We start from the raw sequence: 14,237 nt of genomic DNA on the forward strand, positions 1-14,237 counted from the left end.
CGGCGCGCAGTTCGTCGTGGTTCTCGATGATGCCGTTGTGGACCAGCGCGATGCGGCCGGCCTTGGCGCTCTTGGCGTCCTGGCCGGTGCCGTGGCTGAAGTGCGGGTGGGCGTTGTGGACAGCCGGGGCGCCGTGGGTGGCCCAGCGGGTGTGGGCGATGCCGACGAAGCCTTCGATGCCGTCCTGCAGCACCTGTGCGTCCAGCTCGGCCACGCGCGACGTGCTGCGCGAGCGGCGCAGTTGTCCGCCTTGGTGGACCGCCACACCGCAGGAGTCATAGCCGCGGTATTCGAGGCGCTGCAGGCCCTGGAGCAGGATGGGGACGATGTTGCGCTGGCTGACGGCGCCGACGATTCCGCACATGGTGGACTTCCCTGGTGAATGAAGACAGGCGCCGATCGTAGCGATCTTGTCGCGCAATGAATGAGCAAAAAATTATCGTTTTAGACGAATTACTTCGTCATGCATTAATATTGCAATGAATCGCTATTCAATTAACTTATTCGGAGATTTATTGCATGAACCCCCGCGAAGCAATGTCCCTGGACGCGATCGATCTGCGCCTTCTGGACGAGCTGCAGCGCGACGCCGCGCGCTCGAACCAGGCGCTGGCTGACGCGGTCCACGTTTCGGCTGCCACCGCGCTGCGCCGCATCAAGCGCATGGCCGATGCCGGCGTGATCGAACGCACGGTCGCCGTGCTGTCCCCCGAGGCGCTGGGCCACGGGCTGACGGCCATCGCCGAGGTGACGCTGGACACGCAGTCGGTCGAGAGGTTGTCGGCATTCGAGGCACGCGCTGTAGCGGATGTGGCCGTGCAGCAGTGCTACCGCACCCAGGGCGGGCCGGACTTCGTGCTGATCGCGCAGGTGGCGGACATGCCGGCGTACCAGGCACTGGCACAGCGGCTGTTCACCAGCGACGCCAACGTGCGCAATGTGCGGTGTTTCTTCAGCGTCCACCGGGCGAAATGCGGGCTGCAGATCGCCCTGCCCCAACCCGCCACCGGACCCCTCAGCCCCGGCGCAGCAGCCGGTTGATCCAGGACGGCGGCACGGCCCGCTCACGGGCGAGCCACGCGTCGTAGACCGCCCGCCGCGCCGGATCGCCGAGCACGGCGCGGGCGAGGCGGCGGTCCTCGGCCCGGCGCGCGTCGGTGCGGTCGGCCGGCAAGTCACGGCGTTCGAGCAGCGTCAGCGGCGGCGGCAGGGTCGGCTCGATCCGCATCCAGGCGATCTGCAGCTCGGTGTCGGTGCAGTCCTCGGGCAAGCCGAGGCGCTGGTAGTGCGTCGGCTCGATCGGCAGGCCGCCGCTCACGGATGGCTCACGGCTTGGGCGCCTTGACCGGCCGCGTCCAGCCGCTGAGGCTGGTCTGGCGGCCACGGGCGACCGCGAGCTGACCAGCGGCCACATCCTTGCTGATGGTCGAGCCAGCCCCGACCGTGGCGCCTGCCCCGACCGTGACCGGCGCGACCAGCACGCAGTTGGAGCCGATGTGGACATCGGACTCGATGGTGGTGCGGTGCTTGTTGGCGCCGTCGTAGTTGGCGGTGATGCTGCCGGCGCCGTAGTTGACGCGCTCGCCCACCACCGCGTCGCCCAGGTAGGCCAGGTGGTTGGCCTTGGCGCCGCGGGCCAGGGTCGAGTTCTTGACCTCGACGAAGTTGCCGATGTGGACCTCGTCGCCCAGCTTCGCGCCGGGGCGCAGGCGGGCGAACGGGCCGATCTGGGCGCCGGCGCCGATGGTGACGCCCAGCGCCTCGCCGTCGATGTGCGTGAAGGGCTGCAGCACCGTGCCGGCGCCGATGGTGGCGTTGCGGATGCAGCAGTTGGCGCCGATGGTCACGTCGTCGCCCAGCGTCACCGCACCCTCGAAGACACAGTTCACGTCGATGGCCACGTCGCGTCCGCAGGCGAGCGTGCCGCGCAGGTCGAAACGCGCCGGGTCCATCAGCCGCACCCCGGCTTCAAGCAGCACCTCGGCCTGCTGCGCCTGGAAGCGGCGCTCCAGTTGCGCGAGCTGCAGCGGGCTGTTGACGCCGAGCACCTCGGTCTCGCTCGACGCCAGCGTCGCCACCACCGGCACCCCGTCGGCCACGGCCATGGCGACGATGTCGGTCAGGTAGAACTCCTTCTGCGCGTTGTCGTTGTTCAGGTTGGCGAGCCAGCGTTTGAGGTGGGCGGTGGGCGCGGCCATCATGCCGGTGTAGCCCTCGCGGATGGCGCGCTGCGCGGGCGTGGCGTCCTTGTGTTCGACGATGGCGCGGACCTGGTCGCCTTCGCGCACGATGCGGCCATAGCCGGTCGGGTCGTCCAGCGCGACGGTCAGCAGCACCAGCTTCTCGCCTGCGCAAGCGTCGATCAGTGCCTGCGCGGTGGCGGCGCGGATCAGCGGCACATCGCCATTGAGGATCAGGGTGGTGCCGGCGTCGGGCAGCTCGGGCACGGCCTGCTGCACGGCGTGGCCGGTGCCGAGTTGCGGCTCCTGGCGCACGAAGGCCAGCGGCGCGTCGGGCAGCGCGTGGCGCATGGCCTGTTCCACCTGCTCGGCGCCGTGGCCGGTGATGGTGATCAGGCGATCGGCCCCGAGACCGACGCCCATCTGCAAGACGTGCTGCAATAAGGGGCGCCCGGCCAGCGGGTGCAGCACCTTGGGGCGGGCGGACTTCATCCGTGTACCCTTGCCAGCGGCCATGATCACAACGTCGAGCAACATGCACGGATCCTCTCTACAGCGTGTTCGGAATGTTCTGGAACCCGTGATTATCGGGACCGGTGTGACAGGACAACGACCGGGGCAGCTTAAGAGATGGGGGCGGATCGTGTCGCTTTTGTCGGTTTTGACGCTGCTGGCCGCCTGCAGCACGCTGCGCATCGGCTACAGCCAGGCCGACACGCTGGCCTACTGGTGGATCGACCACTACCTCGATTTCAGTGCTGCGCAGGCGCCACAGGCCCGCCTGGCACTCGCCCAGTGGCAGACCTGGCACCGCACCCGCCAGCTCCCCGACGACCTCGTTCTGCTCGACCAGGCGGCCCAGGAAGCCCCCGCCGACGCCACGCCCGCGCAAGCCTGTCGCTGGTGGAAAACGGTCCAGGGCCGCCAGGAAACCTACCTGCAGGCGCTGGTCGAGCCGCTGCTGGAAACGGTTGGCAGCCTCGACGAGAGGCAGCTCCGCCACCTCCAGACCAAGCTCGACGCCAGCAACCGCGAGTGGCGCGACACCTACCTGCGCGGCGACAACGACCAGCGCCACCGCGCCTCGACCGACCGCATCATCGACCGCGCCGACACGCTCTACGGCCGCATCGACAGCGCCCAGCGCCGCTTCATCGCTGAACGCCTGCGCAGCTCGCCCTGGGATCCGCACCGCTGGCAGCAGGAGCGCCAGCGCCAGCAGCTCGACCTGCTCACCACGCTGAAGGCCGCCGTCCAGCCGGGACAGGACAAGGCGCAGCGGGCGGGCGTGCTGCGGGCCTGGGTGGGGCGCACCGTGCAGCCGGACGACGAGGCGGCGCGCCAGTACCGCGAGCAGCTTTTTCGCTTCCAGTGCGAACTGGCGGCCGACCTGCACAACCGCACCAGCCCCGAGCAGCGCCAGCACGCCGCCACCCGTCTGCAAGGCTGGGCCGCGGACCTGCGCAACGCCGCCAGTGCTATGGCAACTGCACGGTGACGTGGCGCGTGCCGGCCTTCAGATCGGGGAAGCCGCTCAGGCCGGCGTCGAACAGCAGCGGCAGGAAGTCGGCGCTGGAGTAGCGGGCTTCGTGCTGCGCGCGGATCTCGACCAGCTTGTCGCGGCTGGCGCGGTCGATGAACAGCAGTTGCACCTGCTGGCGCTCGTGGGTGGCCGGCTCGCCGAACGTGCCGCCGATGCCGAAGCCGCTGCGGCGCCCACCGAAACCCACCCCGACACCCACTGTCGCGGCTGGCGCGGTCGATGAACAGCAGTTGCACCTGCTGGCGCTCGTGGGTGGCCGGCTCGCCGAACGTGCCGCCGATGCCGAAGCCGCTGCGGCGCCCACCGAAACCCACCCCGACACCCACCCCGACACCCACGCCAACGCCCACGCCAACCGAAGCGTGGGCGCGGCGATCGGGCGGCGGCGGGTCCAGCGGCGCGCGCGTCCCCCATGGGCCGGAATCCGCGAACGGACTGAGCACGCGCGAGCGGCTCCAGCCGAGCTGCACCAGCACCTCTGCCCGCGCCGGGGTGTCCACCGCGGTGAAGCCGGCCTGCTGCAGCGCCTGGGCGGCGGCGGCTTCGAGCTGCATCTGCTCGGGGCTGGCGGGGTTCTGCGACGGCAGCCGGTCGAAGGCATAGCGCCCGGCGGGGCGGCGCTCCGGCCAGTTGCCGAAGGTGGTCACGTCGATCCCGATCTGCTTGAAGGCCGCGCACCCCGGCAACAGCAGCAGCACCGCCGGCGCGGCCAGCAGTCCCAGCACACCACGGCGGCGGGGTTCGGAAGGCAGGGATCGCTTGGACATCGCAGTCTCTCCGGGTTCAGGTGCCGCTGGACTCCATCGCGGAGCGGCGCAGCGCGGTCAGTGAAATGCTGGCTTCGGCAGGCAGTCCGGCAGCCACCGTCGGCGTGGCGCAAGACTCGCCGTCGTCCTCGTCAAACGCCTTGTCGCCCTGCGGGTTGACCTCCCCCGTCGGGCGGATCGTCTCGAAGGGGAACAGCGCCCGGTCCATCAGGTGCGAGGGCACGACGTGGGCGAAGGCGCGGTGCATGTTGTCGATGCGGCCCGGGTGCTGCTTGTCCCATTCGCGGAGCATGCGCTTGATCTGCACGCGCTGCAGGTTCTCCTGGGAGCCGCACAGCGTACAGGGGATGATGGGGAACTCGCGGTGTTCGGCCCAGCGTTCGAGATCGGTCTCGGGCACGTAGGCCAGCGGGCGGATCACGGTGTGGCGGCCGTTGTCGCTGACCAGCTTCGGGGGCATGCCCTTGAGCTTGCCGCCGAAGAACATGTTCAGGAACACGGTGCCGAGGAAGTCGTCGCGGTGGTGACCGAGCGCGATCTTGGTGGCGCCCAGCTCGTCGGCCACGCGGTACAGGATGCCGCGCCGCAGCCGCGAACACAGGCTGCACATCGTGGCGCCCTCGGGAATCAGGCGCTTGACGACGGAGTAGGTGTCCTGGGTCTCGATGTGGAACTCGACGCCGCGGCTCGTCAGGTACTCGGGCAGGATGTGCGCGGGGAAGCCGGGCTGCTTCTGGTCGAGGTTGACGGCGATGACCGAGAACTTGATCGGGGCGCGCTGCTGCAGGTTGAGCAGGATGTCGAGCAGGCCGTAACTGTCCTTGCCCCCCGAGAGGCAGACCATGACGCGGTCGCCGTCCTCGATCATGGCGTAGTCGGTGATCGCCTGACCGACGAGGCGGTGCAGGCGCTTGGAGAGCTTGTTGGTCTCGTGGGCGGCGCGGCGTGTGTCGGGGTCAGCGGGCCGGGCCACGCCGGAACTCGGTGGGAGGGTGTCTGGGGTCTGCATGGGACCGCATTGTCGTGCCATCCCGGCGCGCGCCGCTCACTGCCCGATGAACACGGCGGCCAGCGTCGGCGCGGTGAGGATGCGGGGGAACCAGTCGCGCAACTGGTCGAGTCCGGCCTGCTCGATGCGCGCGATCAGCTCCGGCGGCAGATCGCCGAAGCGTTGCTCCAGCAGGTCACGCAGCACCATGGCCTGGCCATCACGCACACCCTGCTGCTTGCCCTTCTGCATTCCTTGCTGCATTCCTTGCTGCATCCCTTGCTGCATCCCTTGCTGCAGACCCTGCTCGATGCCTTGCTGCATCCCTCGCTGCAGCCCTTGTTCGATGCCTTGCAGAAGGCCCTTCTGCAGACCTTCCTGCATCCCTTGCCGCAGCCATTCCTGCGTCCAACTGTCCACGCGCTCGCTGATCATGTGATGGGTCTCCGGTAGATCCTGCAATTCGGGCACATCGCCTTCCGGGGCGAACCGGCGCAGCACGAGCCGCCTGATCCAGACCGCCAGCGCCCGCCGAAGTTCCCGATTCTGCGGTGCGGCGAGCTTCTCGACCAGCCGCCCGACGACCTGCGAGATTTCGGCCGGGCTGCCACTGCGCTCCAGCTCCACCATGCTGGCCACGGCATTGTCCGGCTGCGCCAGGCTGGTCTGCGGCAGGCGGCCTTCGTCCATGAGGAAGTAGCGCAGACTCGGCCGGTAGGCGCTCAGGCTGGCGGGCACCGGCTCGATGAGGTCGGCCACCTGCCGTTCGGCGGTCCAGGGGCGCATGCCGTTGTAGAGCACCAGCGGGAACACGGCCGGCAGGCGCCCACCCGTCACCCGGCCGCTCTTGATGAGATCCTGGTACAGCAGCCCCACGTAGGTGAGGATCCGCACGGCCATGTACGGATCGTTGCTGCTCTGGAATTCCAGCAGCAGGTAGACGTAGACCCACTCGCCCTGCGCCGCCTGCCCGGCACTGGCATCGGCACCCGGATCACGCGCCATGCGGATGCGCCAGATGATGTCGTCCTCGCGGTCGCGCAGGTCATCCGTCACATAACTGCCGCTGACCTTCTCCAGCGTCGTGTAGTCGAGCTGTGCCACCCAGTCCTCGCGCACGAAGCCGCGCAGCAGATCGGCCACCGCCCGCGGATGCGAGAACACATGCTTGTAGGCGTTGTCGTGCGGACTCATCACCACGCTCACCACTGCCCCGTCTCGACCCGGATCGCCACTTCGCAGTCGTCGAAGATCTCCAGCTTGGCGATGCGGACCCGCACGCCGAGCACGCCCGGCAGGTCCATCAGCCGCGCCGCGACCTTGCCGATCAGGCTCTCCAGCAGGTTGACGTGCTGGGCGCGGCACTCGTCGATGATGATCGTCCGCACGCGGCGGTAGTCGAGGACGTGGAACAGGTCGTCGTCCGGCGGGGTGAGGAGCTGGGTGCCGAGGTTGAGTTCCGCGTCCACGGCGATGGGCTGCGGGGCGGTTTTCTCGTGGTCGAGGATGCCGAGGCTGGCGTCGAAGCGCAGGCCGGTGAGGGTCAGGATCTGGGTGCCGCGGGTGGTGGACATGGGGGAACTGGCTACCTTTCTACAATCGGCCGGTGAACACCGCCACCGCCTCGATCCCCAGTGTAGCCAGCGACCCGCTGCCCGCCCTCATCGCCGCCGAGATCCGCCGCTGCGGCGGCTGGATCGGCTTCGAGCGGTTCATGGCGCTGGCGCTCTACCAGCCCGGCCTGGGCTACTACAGCGGCGGCGACCGGCAATTCGGCGCCCTGCCCTCGTCCGGCAGCGACTTCATCACCGCGCCGGAACTCTCGCCGCTGTTCGGCCGTGCGCTGGCCCGCCAGATTGCGCAGGCGCTGGCGGCCACCGGCACACGCGAAGTCTGGGAATTCGGCGCCGGCTCGGGCGCGCTGGCCTGTCAATTGCTGCAGACGCTGGCAGAACTCGGTGCCACGGTCGATCGCTACACCATCGTCGATCTCTCCGGCACCCTGCGCGCGCGCCAGCGCCAGCGACTGGTCAAGGAAGTGCCGCAGCTCGCCGACAAGGTGCGCTGGATCGACGCACTGCCCGCCACAGTCGAGGGCGTGGTCGTCGGCAACGAGGTGCTGGACGCGATGCCGGTGGTGCTCGTCGCCTGGGACGGCGTGCAGTGGCAGGAGCGCGGCGTGGCGCTCGACGAGGCGGGCGGAACGCCGCAGTTCGTCTGGGCGGACCGGCCGACCGACCTGCGCCCGCCCGTGGACCTCGGCTTTGTCCCCGGCACCGTGACCGAACTGCCGCGCCAGGCCAGCGCCTTCCTTGCCACACTGGCAGAGGGCCTGACACGCGGTGCCGCGTTTTTCATCGACTACGGCTTTCCGGAGCACGAGTTCTACCACCCGCAGCGCACCGGCGGCACCCTGATGTGCCACCGCGGCCACAAGGCCGATGCCGATCCGCTGCACGACATCGGCTTGAAAGACCTGACCGCGCATGTTGATTTCACGGCCATCGCGCTGGCGGGGCAGGACGCCGGACTGGAGGTGCTGGGCTACACCTCGCAGGCGCGCTTCCTGTTCAACTGCGGCCTGCTGGCCGACCTGGAAACCGCCGACCTGCGCGGCCGGGCGATGGCACAGAAGCTCGTCACCGAACACGAGATGGGCGAGCTGTTCAAGGTGATCGGCTTCGTCACCGAGGCCCACACGTTCGAGGCGATCGGCTTCAGCGCCGGCGACCGCAGCCACACGCTCTGACCGGCACGGGTTTCCCATGCGTTGGCTCATCGTCTTCACGCTGTCGTGCCTTGTCTTCAACGGCCTGCACGGCTGGCTGGAGAAAATCGGACTCGGCCGCATCCCCGGCGATTTCAGCGTGAAGATCGGGGCGCGGCGCTGGCACTTTCCGTTCGGATCGAGCGTGCTGCTGACGCTGATCGGGCTGGCGCTGGCGCGCTGGCTTTAGGACGACACCGCTGCGGCGACCGCCGCGACCCGCGCCTGGTGCAGCGCCCGGCCGATGTCGGGGCCTTTCAGCCCACGGCGGATCGCGCGGGCGCTGACCTCGGCAGAGCTGACCTGCTGCGCCGCCACCAGCGCGGCCCGCAGGCGCGGCGCCGGCGCGTAGACCTGCTCCTCGAAGCCCAGCCGGCCGCGCGCGTCGCACTCGCACGCCTGCAGCATCTGCGCGAACCGCTCGGCGCGCCGCCACGCATCGCAGCGGTCCATCAGCCGCACCAGCGCCGCTGCGTCCAGCGTGGTGCTGCGGTGGACGTTGCCGTGCTCGCGGGCCACCACCTCGGCCAGCTCCCTGCATTCCACCGGCACGCGCAGCCGCTCCGCCAGCGGCCCGAGCAAGGCCACGCTGCGCGCCTCGTGGCCGATGTGGCGCGGCAGCACGTCGGCCGGCGTCGTCGCCTTGCCCAGGTCGTGCGCCAGACAGGCGAAGCGCACGGGCAGCGCCGTCTCCAGCCGCGCCGCCATGTCGAGCACCATCATCAGGTGGACGCCGGTGTCGATCTCCGGGTGGTACTCGGCCCGCTGCGGCACGCCGAACAGCGCGTCCACCTCCGGCAGCAGCCGCGCCAGCGCACCGCACTCGCGCAGGAACAGGAACATCCGCGATGGCGCCGCTTCCATCAACCCACGCGCGAGTTCCTGCCAGACCCGCTCCGACACCAGCGCATCGACCTCGCCCGCCGCCACCATCGCGCGGCACAGCGCCAGCGTCTCGGGCGCCACGGTGAAGTCGGTGAAGCGCGCCAGGAAACGCCCCAGCCGCAGGATGCGCACCGGGTCTTCGGCGAACGCCGGCCCGACGTGGCGCAACACCCGGTCGTGCAGATCCTGTTGCCCGCCGCAGGGGTCGATCACGGTGCCCGCGTCGTCCATCGCCATGGCATTGAGTGTCAGATCGCGCCGTGCAAGGTCTTCTTCGAGCGTCACGGTCGGGTCGGCACGGAAAGCGAAGCCGTGGTAGCCCGGCGCGGTCTTGCGCTCGATCCGGGCCAGGGCGTATTCCTCCCGCGTCCGGGGGTGCAGGAAGACGGGGAAGTCGCGCCCGACCGGCAGATACCCTGCCGCCCCCATCTGTTCAGGGGTCGCCCCGATCACCACCCAGTCCCGATCGCCAGCGGATCGGCCCAGCAATCGATCGCGGACGGCGCCGCCCACCAGAAAACATTGCATGAAAGTGCGTGCCTCCAAAGTCAAGACCATCGGTGTGCCCGATTGCGCAAAGGCGCCACCCGCGAGCCGGGGATGGCTACGCACCGTGACAGAGTGGTTCAATCATGCCCTGGCACTGATGCGTACCAATTGTCCATTTTTGCAACTGCACCACGCACACGTCTACAGGGAGTCCTTTCATGCCGTCATCTTCACCACGTTCTTTCGCTGCACGCCTCGGGCTGGGGGTGCTGCTGTTCACGGGCGCACTCCAGGCACACGCCTACATCGAGCAAGAGCAAAGCACGGGCATCGCCAATGACGCGCCCTCGATGGCCGAGATGGCGGGCACGCTGTCGCCGGGCGGCTTTCTGTTCATTTCGGGCGCACGGCGCGCCGAGGCGGGCGTGACCAACAACGGCGGCGGCGGCTCGGCCGACTTCTTCCGCTTCGATGTCGGCACGGCACTGTCGGCCACGCTCACGATCGAGACGCCCACCGCCGGCGCCATGCCCGTGCTCGGGCTGTACGACAGCACGCAGCCCGACAATGTCCTGCTGGCCAGTGCCTTCGACAACAACAGCACGCAGAGCACGAGCCTGTCGTTCACCTACCAGCTCCTGCCCGGCACCTACTACGCCGCCGTGTCCGGCTACCGGCTCGGCTGGAACGACTTCGACGGTGGCGGCAACTCGGGCTGGACCTACAACCTGGTGGTGAGCAACCCGCAAACCATGGTCGCAGCAGCCGCGGTGCCGGAACCAGAATCGGTGGCCATGCTGCTGGCGGGTCTGGGCCTGCTCGGTCTGGTCAGTCGCCGCCGCCGCTGAGACGGCGCCGGTCCTCGGCGGTGCGGCCGGGTGACAGCACAGGCTGCATCACCACCGCGATCGCCGCCGGCACCATGTCCAGCGCCGCCAGCCCTGGATGCCGCCCGGTGGCGACATTGGGCACGCCCATCGAGTCGAGGTTGTCGCAGGACATCAGCGGCTCGCCCGGCAACAGCCCGAGCGCACGCGCCTGCAGCCGCCCCGCCCAGTCCGGCAGCGGCAACACCGGCCGCACATGGCCGCTCCAGCGTCCTGCCAGCCGCACCAGCTCCGCCAGCGTCAGCACCTCCGGACCCGCGCACTCGATGGTCTGACCGACCGTGCTCCGGTCCTGCAGACACCGCACCAGCGCCCGCGCCACGTCCTCGACCCACACCGGCTGGAAGCGTGCCTGCGCGCCTGCCAGTGCCATCACCGGCACGAGCGCCTGCAGTTGCGCGAAGAGCCGGATGAAGCGGTCCTCGGCGCCGAAGATGACGCTGGGCCGGAGCACGGTCAGGTCCAGCTCCGGCGCAGCCCGCAACACCCGCTCGCCCCGCGCCTTGCTGCGCAGGTAGTGCGACGGCGCCGCCGCAGGATCGCCGTCCGGCACGCCCAGCGCACTGACCTGCACCAGCCGCCGCACCCCCGCGCGCTGGCAAGCGGCGGCGAGTTGCTGCGGCAGGGTGACGTGGGTGCGCTCGAACTGCGCGGGGCTGCCGTGCAGGATCGCCACCAGGTTCACCACGGCGTCCACACCCGGCAGCAGCGCGTCGAGCCGGGCGGGATCGTGGACATCCGCTTCGACCAGCTCCACGTTGGGCAGCATCGCCAGTGCGTGGCCGCGCACGCGGCGGCGGGTCGGGATGCACAGCGTCGCGCCGCTGCCGGCCGTGGCGAGCCAGCGGGCCACGAAGGCGCGGCCGACAAAGCCAGTGCCACCCAGGACCAGGAGTCGGCGCAAGGGCCTCGGAGACAGGAAATCGGTCGTCATGGAAGTTGCCGGTTCTCGGGTGGGGCGTCGGCGGTGCGGGGCCCGACCAGGGGCGACAGCCGGCTCTTCAGGTCCACCACCGGCTTGCCACCCAGCACGGCCGCGTAGTAGCTCGCGTTGGACAGCACCTTCTTCACGTAGTCGCGCGTCTCGTGGAAGGGGATGTTCTCGGCCCAGGCCGCCACCTCCATCACCGGACCTTCACGCCAGCGCCGGGGGCGGTTCGGGCCGGCGTTGTAGCCGGCGGCAGCCATCGCCTGCGAGCCACCGAAGTCGTCGAGCACCAGCTTGAGGTAGCCCGCGCCGAGCTTGAGGTTGGTGGCCTTGTCCGTGATGGACTCGGCGGTGTAGGGAATGCCCAGCCGCTTGGCGGTCCAGCGCGCCGTGGCCGGCATCACCTGCATCAGCCCCGAGGCCCCCACGCCCGAACGCGCATCGGTGACGAAGCGCGACTCCTGGCGGATCAGGCCGTAGACATACGCCGGGTCCAGCCCCACGTCCTGCGCCGCGGCGAGCACATCGGCACGGTACGGCGTCGGGAAGCGTTGCGTCAGGTCGATCTCCTGCCGGGTGCGCTCGCTGGTGCTGATGCAGCGGTCCCAGACCTCGTTGTCGCAGGCGCGCTGGGCGGCGGCGAGCAACTGGCGGTCGTTCAGCTCGCGGATCGAGAAGTTCCACTCGCGCACGCCCTCGCTGCGCAAGCCCAGTCCGATCAGCGCCAGCGCACGGGTCAGGCCGGGCTGGCGGTGGGCCTGGACACGCTCTTCGGGGGTGATGGCGGCGGGGCGGCCCGGCAATGCCTGCGGGCGGCCGAGTTCCTCTGCGGCGAGCTTGCCGTAGAAATTGAGCTGGCCGGCGATGCGCTCGAAGAGCACGCTGGCCGCCGTGCGCTGGGCATCGCCGTCGGGACCGGATCTGGCGGTGGCGTGGACGGCGCGGGCCTTCCAGTACACCCAGGTCGGGTCGGCCTGCGCGGTCGTGCCCATGGCGGCGATGGCGTCCAGCACGCGCTGCCAGCGGCCCGGATCGGCGGCCCGCAAGGCCGAGCGCACCCGCCAGGCCAGCGTGTCGTCGTTCCAGTCGAGGTCGCGCTCGCGTTCCCGTTCGCGCCCTGCCGTGGCGGCCAGGGTGCTGGCGCGCTGGAACCAGGCGTCCGCCTCGGGCATGAGCTTCATGGCAGCCTGCCGGGCCACGGACGCCCAGGCCCAGGCGGCGGCGTCGGGGGGCAACTGGGTCTGCCAGCGGTCCTGCAGCTCGGCGGCGGCGGCCACCGGATCGTTGGCGGCGAGCCGGGCCAGCGCCATGACGGCGTACTCGGTGCCTTGCCGGCTGCTGGCGTCGATGCGGCGGCCGAGGGCACGCTGCGGCTGCTCGAACAGTTCGGTGAGCGGCGCACCGGCATCCTCGCCCAGCAGGGTCAGCGCCTGTTTCGCGGCGTTCAGGCGCTTGGCCTCGGCGGCTTCGCGGGCCTTGAGCCAGACATCGCCGGCGCTGAACTGGCGCGCGGCGTAGAGCGTGGTCACGAGCAGGGTGCAGCCGTCGTCGCCGTCGCGCTGGGTGAACCAGCTTGCGCGGGCCGTGGCGCGCACGTCGTCGCCGGCGTGGTGGCGCAGCAGCGTCGCGTAGCAGCTCACCTCGCGGTCGTCGTTGAACTTGAAGCGCGGATAGTCGGTGGCGAAGTTGCGCCAGTCGCGGCGGCGGCCGAGTTCGAGCAGCCAGTCGTTGCGCAGGCGGTCCTCGACGTAGGTGCCGGGCCAGCGGGCGTAGAAGGCGTCGAGTTCGGCCTGGTTCGACTCGGACAGGCGGTTGTTCAGCTCCCAGTAGTCGGCCCACATCGCCAGCGGGTGGCGGGCGGCGACCAGCGCGTCACGGTGCGCAGCCAGCTTCGCCCGGTCGCGCTTGCGCAGCGCCTCGCGGGCCAGCACCAGCCGGTCGTCCAGGCTGCGGGCGTCGGTCGGCTCGCCCTGCGCCGACGGCGGCGCCTGCGCCCGTGCCGGCGCCGCCGCGGCCTCGCCCCATCCCCCGATTCCCGCCACCAGCGCGGCAATCCCCACAGTCACCACAGCAATCCGCTTCATGCCGACAGTGTAGGGCGCAGGTCCGGGATGGCGGGCGGCACAATCGTGGGATGGGTACCCCCCGATCTCCCTGAAGGAACGCCCCGATGACGACGCCTCCCGCCTTCCCTGCCTTTCAGTTGCCCGAACCACCCCGCGACAAGAAGACCCTGCGCAAGCAATTGCAGGCCGAACGCATGGGCATGTCCGACCGCCACCAACGCTCGGTCCACCTGCAGGAGGTGCTGATGGTGTGGCTGCTGTCGCGCAAGGAGAAGACGATCGGCGCGTTCTGGTCGATCAAGGGCGAGTTCGACGCGCTGCCGGCCCTGTACCGCTGGAGCGAGTCCGACCCCGAGCGCCGCATCGGCCTGCCGGTGATCGACAAGCTCACCAAGCAGTTGCGCTTCCACGTCTGGTACCCCGGCTGCCCGATGGAGGAGGACGCCTACGGGATCCTGAAGCCCAAGGACACGGAGGAGTTCCACCCCGAATTGCTGCTGGTGCCGTGCGTCGGCTTCGGGCCGGGGGGCGTGCGTCTGGGGTATGGCGGCGGGTTCTACGACCGCACGCTGGCGTCGCTCAACCCGATGCCCTACACGGCGGGCATCGGCTACGCGCATGGCTACATCCCGTGGCTGGAGGCGGAGCCGCACGATGTGCCGCTGGACGCGATGCTGACCGAGGATGGCACGGGGTGGGACCGCGACCGGGACGCCTGACCCCGATCCGGCCCAGTG

The 14,237-nt window shown here is 69.9% G+C and carries 16 protein-coding genes and 1 pseudogene; 7 read left to right on the top strand and 10 right to left on the bottom strand.

What is annotated here, in order from left to right; all coding sequences use genetic code 11:
• Positions 1-364 (bottom strand): annotated as a pseudogene (locus tag QZW52_RS10450) (glutamine--fructose-6-phosphate transaminase (isomerizing)); the annotation flags it as partial.
• Between the two features lie 155 nt (positions 365-519).
• On the opposite strand from QZW52_RS10450, the gene QZW52_RS10455 reads away from it, so the two are divergent.
• Positions 520-1,041 carry an Lrp/AsnC family transcriptional regulator gene (locus QZW52_RS10455; RefSeq protein ID WP_293998277.1) on the top strand — a complete coding sequence of 174 codons (522 nt, stop codon included), beginning with the start codon at positions 520-522 and terminating at the stop codon, positions 1,039-1,041.
• Here the strand turns inward: QZW52_RS10455 and QZW52_RS10460 are convergent.
• Together QZW52_RS10460 and glmU are read right to left on the bottom strand one after the other, a co-directional pair.
• Positions 1,016-1,318, bottom strand: a complete 303-nt coding sequence (locus tag QZW52_RS10460) for a hypothetical protein (protein WP_293998280.1) — start codon at positions 1,316-1,318, stop codon at positions 1,016-1,018. The genes QZW52_RS10455 and QZW52_RS10460 overlap by 26 nt on opposite strands.
• 7 nt (positions 1,319-1,325) lie before the next feature.
• Positions 1,326-2,717: a bifunctional UDP-N-acetylglucosamine diphosphorylase/glucosamine-1-phosphate N-acetyltransferase GlmU gene (gene glmU, locus QZW52_RS10465; protein WP_293998283.1), complete on the bottom strand. Its 1,392-nt coding sequence runs from the start codon at positions 2,715-2,717 to the stop codon at positions 1,326-1,328.
• A 106-nt stretch (positions 2,718-2,823) separates the two neighbouring features.
• On the opposite strand from glmU, the gene QZW52_RS10470 reads away from it, so the two are divergent.
• Positions 2,824-3,678: a DUF6279 family lipoprotein gene (locus QZW52_RS10470; RefSeq protein ID WP_293998286.1), complete on the top strand. Its 855-nt coding sequence runs from the start codon at positions 2,824-2,826 to the stop codon at positions 3,676-3,678.
• On the opposite strand, the gene QZW52_RS10475 is transcribed toward QZW52_RS10470, so the two are convergent.
• Entirely contained in the window at positions 3,659-3,910 is a 252-nt protein-coding gene (locus QZW52_RS10475) for a hypothetical protein (protein WP_293998289.1), read from the bottom strand. The two genes, QZW52_RS10470 and QZW52_RS10475, sit on opposite strands and share 20 nt — an antisense overlap.
• Positions 3,911-3,942: 32 nt before the next feature.
• On the opposite strand from QZW52_RS10475, the gene QZW52_RS10480 reads away from it, so the two are divergent.
• On the top strand, positions 3,943-4,326 hold the full coding sequence (locus tag QZW52_RS10480) for a hypothetical protein (RefSeq protein WP_293998292.1): 384 nt from the start codon (positions 3,943-3,945) through the stop codon (positions 4,324-4,326).
• Between the two features lie 180 nt (positions 4,327-4,506).
• Here the strand turns inward: QZW52_RS10480 and ttcA are convergent, their stop codons facing one another.
• Genes ttcA through QZW52_RS10495 form a run of 3 tightly spaced genes read right to left on the bottom strand, consistent with a single transcriptional unit; the run spans position 4,507 to position 7,052 of the window.
• Positions 4,507-5,499: a tRNA 2-thiocytidine(32) synthetase TtcA gene (gene ttcA, locus QZW52_RS10485; protein ID WP_293998295.1), complete on the bottom strand. Its 993-nt coding sequence runs from the start codon at positions 5,497-5,499 to the stop codon at positions 4,507-4,509.
• 36 nt (positions 5,500-5,535) lie between these two features.
• Positions 5,536-6,672: an Rpn family recombination-promoting nuclease/putative transposase gene (locus QZW52_RS10490; RefSeq protein WP_293998297.1), complete on the bottom strand. Its 1,137-nt coding sequence runs from the start codon at positions 6,670-6,672 to the stop codon at positions 5,536-5,538.
• Between the two features lie 8 nt (positions 6,673-6,680).
• On the bottom strand, positions 6,681-7,052 hold the full coding sequence (locus QZW52_RS10495; protein ID WP_293998299.1) for a dihydroneopterin aldolase: 372 nt from the start codon (positions 7,050-7,052) through the stop codon (positions 6,681-6,683).
• A gap of 32 nt (positions 7,053-7,084) precedes the next feature.
• Here QZW52_RS10495 and QZW52_RS10500 point away from each other — a divergent pair, with 32 nt between their 5' ends.
• Both QZW52_RS10500 and QZW52_RS10505 read left to right on the top strand, forming a co-directional pair.
• Entirely contained in the window at positions 7,085-8,227 is a 1,143-nt protein-coding gene (locus QZW52_RS10500) for a class I SAM-dependent methyltransferase (protein ID WP_434738310.1), read from the top strand.
• 16 nt (positions 8,228-8,243) lie between these two features.
• Positions 8,244-8,435, top strand: a complete 192-nt coding sequence (locus tag QZW52_RS10505) for a DUF2905 domain-containing protein (protein ID WP_293998301.1) — start codon at positions 8,244-8,246, stop codon at positions 8,433-8,435.
• Here the strand turns inward: QZW52_RS10505 and QZW52_RS10510 are convergent.
• On the bottom strand, positions 8,432-9,658 hold the full coding sequence (locus QZW52_RS10510) for a multifunctional CCA addition/repair protein (protein WP_293998304.1): 1,227 nt from the start codon (positions 9,656-9,658) through the stop codon (positions 8,432-8,434). The genes QZW52_RS10505 and QZW52_RS10510 overlap by 4 nt on opposite strands.
• A 179-nt stretch (positions 9,659-9,837) precedes the next feature.
• On the opposite strand from QZW52_RS10510, the gene QZW52_RS10515 reads away from it, so the two are divergent.
• Positions 9,838-10,467: a PEP-CTERM sorting domain-containing protein gene (locus QZW52_RS10515; protein ID WP_293998306.1), complete on the top strand. Its 630-nt coding sequence runs from the start codon at positions 9,838-9,840 to the stop codon at positions 10,465-10,467.
• Here QZW52_RS10515 and QZW52_RS10520 read toward each other — a convergent pair.
• Together QZW52_RS10520 and QZW52_RS10525 are read right to left on the bottom strand one after the other, a co-directional pair.
• Entirely contained in the window at positions 10,448-11,440 is a 993-nt protein-coding gene (locus QZW52_RS10520; RefSeq protein WP_293998308.1) for a complex I NDUFA9 subunit family protein, read from the bottom strand. The genes QZW52_RS10515 and QZW52_RS10520 overlap by 20 nt on opposite strands.
• Positions 11,437-13,518, bottom strand: a complete 2,082-nt coding sequence (locus QZW52_RS10525) for a lytic transglycosylase domain-containing protein (RefSeq protein WP_293998310.1) — start codon at positions 13,516-13,518, stop codon at positions 11,437-11,439. Before QZW52_RS10525 ends, QZW52_RS10520 begins: the two co-directional genes overlap by 4 nt.
• 86 nt (positions 13,519-13,604) lie before the next feature.
• Between QZW52_RS10525 and QZW52_RS10530 the strand changes: the two genes are divergently transcribed.
• A complete protein-coding gene (locus tag QZW52_RS10530; RefSeq protein WP_293998313.1) occupies positions 13,605-14,219 on the top strand; it encodes a 5-formyltetrahydrofolate cyclo-ligase in 615 nt (204 codons plus the stop codon).
• The last annotated feature ends 18 nt before the right edge of the window (positions 14,220-14,237 follow it).

This window comes from Sphaerotilus sp. (assembly GCF_013299175.1).
Lineage (GTDB): Bacteria > Pseudomonadota > Gammaproteobacteria > Burkholderiales > Burkholderiaceae_C > Sphaerotilus.

What these genes read in the sequence shown, in the direction of transcription:
- QZW52_RS10515 (WP_293998306.1), top strand. Translation starts at nt 9,838, where the DNA reads ATGCCGTCATCTTCACCACGTTCTTTCGCTGCACGCCTCGGGCTGGGG.
- QZW52_RS10455 (WP_293998277.1), top strand. Translation starts at nt 520, where the DNA reads ATGAACCCCCGCGAAGCAATGTCCCTGGACGCGATCGATCTGCGCCTT.
- ttcA (WP_293998295.1), bottom strand. Translation starts at nt 5,499, where the DNA reads ATGCAGACCCCAGACACCCTCCCACCGAGTTCCGGCGTGGCCCGGCCC.
- QZW52_RS10495 (WP_293998299.1), bottom strand. Translation starts at nt 7,052, where the DNA reads ATGTCCACCACCCGCGGCACCCAGATCCTGACCCTCACCGGCCTGCGC.
- QZW52_RS10505 (WP_293998301.1), top strand. Translation starts at nt 8,244, where the DNA reads ATGCGTTGGCTCATCGTCTTCACGCTGTCGTGCCTTGTCTTCAACGGC.
- QZW52_RS10490 (WP_293998297.1), bottom strand. Translation starts at nt 6,672, where the DNA reads ATGAGTCCGCACGACAACGCCTACAAGCATGTGTTCTCGCATCCGCGG.
- QZW52_RS10520 (WP_293998308.1), bottom strand. Translation starts at nt 11,440, where the DNA reads ATGACGACCGATTTCCTGTCTCCGAGGCCCTTGCGCCGACTCCTGGTC.
- QZW52_RS10480 (WP_293998292.1), top strand. Translation starts at nt 3,943, where the DNA reads ATGAACAGCAGTTGCACCTGCTGGCGCTCGTGGGTGGCCGGCTCGCCG.
- QZW52_RS10530 (WP_293998313.1), top strand. Translation starts at nt 13,605, where the DNA reads ATGACGACGCCTCCCGCCTTCCCTGCCTTTCAGTTGCCCGAACCACCC.
- glmU (WP_293998283.1), bottom strand. Translation starts at nt 2,717, where the DNA reads ATGTTGCTCGACGTTGTGATCATGGCCGCTGGCAAGGGTACACGGATG.
- QZW52_RS10525 (WP_293998310.1), bottom strand. Translation starts at nt 13,518, where the DNA reads ATGAAGCGGATTGCTGTGGTGACTGTGGGGATTGCCGCGCTGGTGGCG.
- QZW52_RS10510 (WP_293998304.1), bottom strand. Translation starts at nt 9,658, where the DNA reads ATGCAATGTTTTCTGGTGGGCGGCGCCGTCCGCGATCGATTGCTGGGC.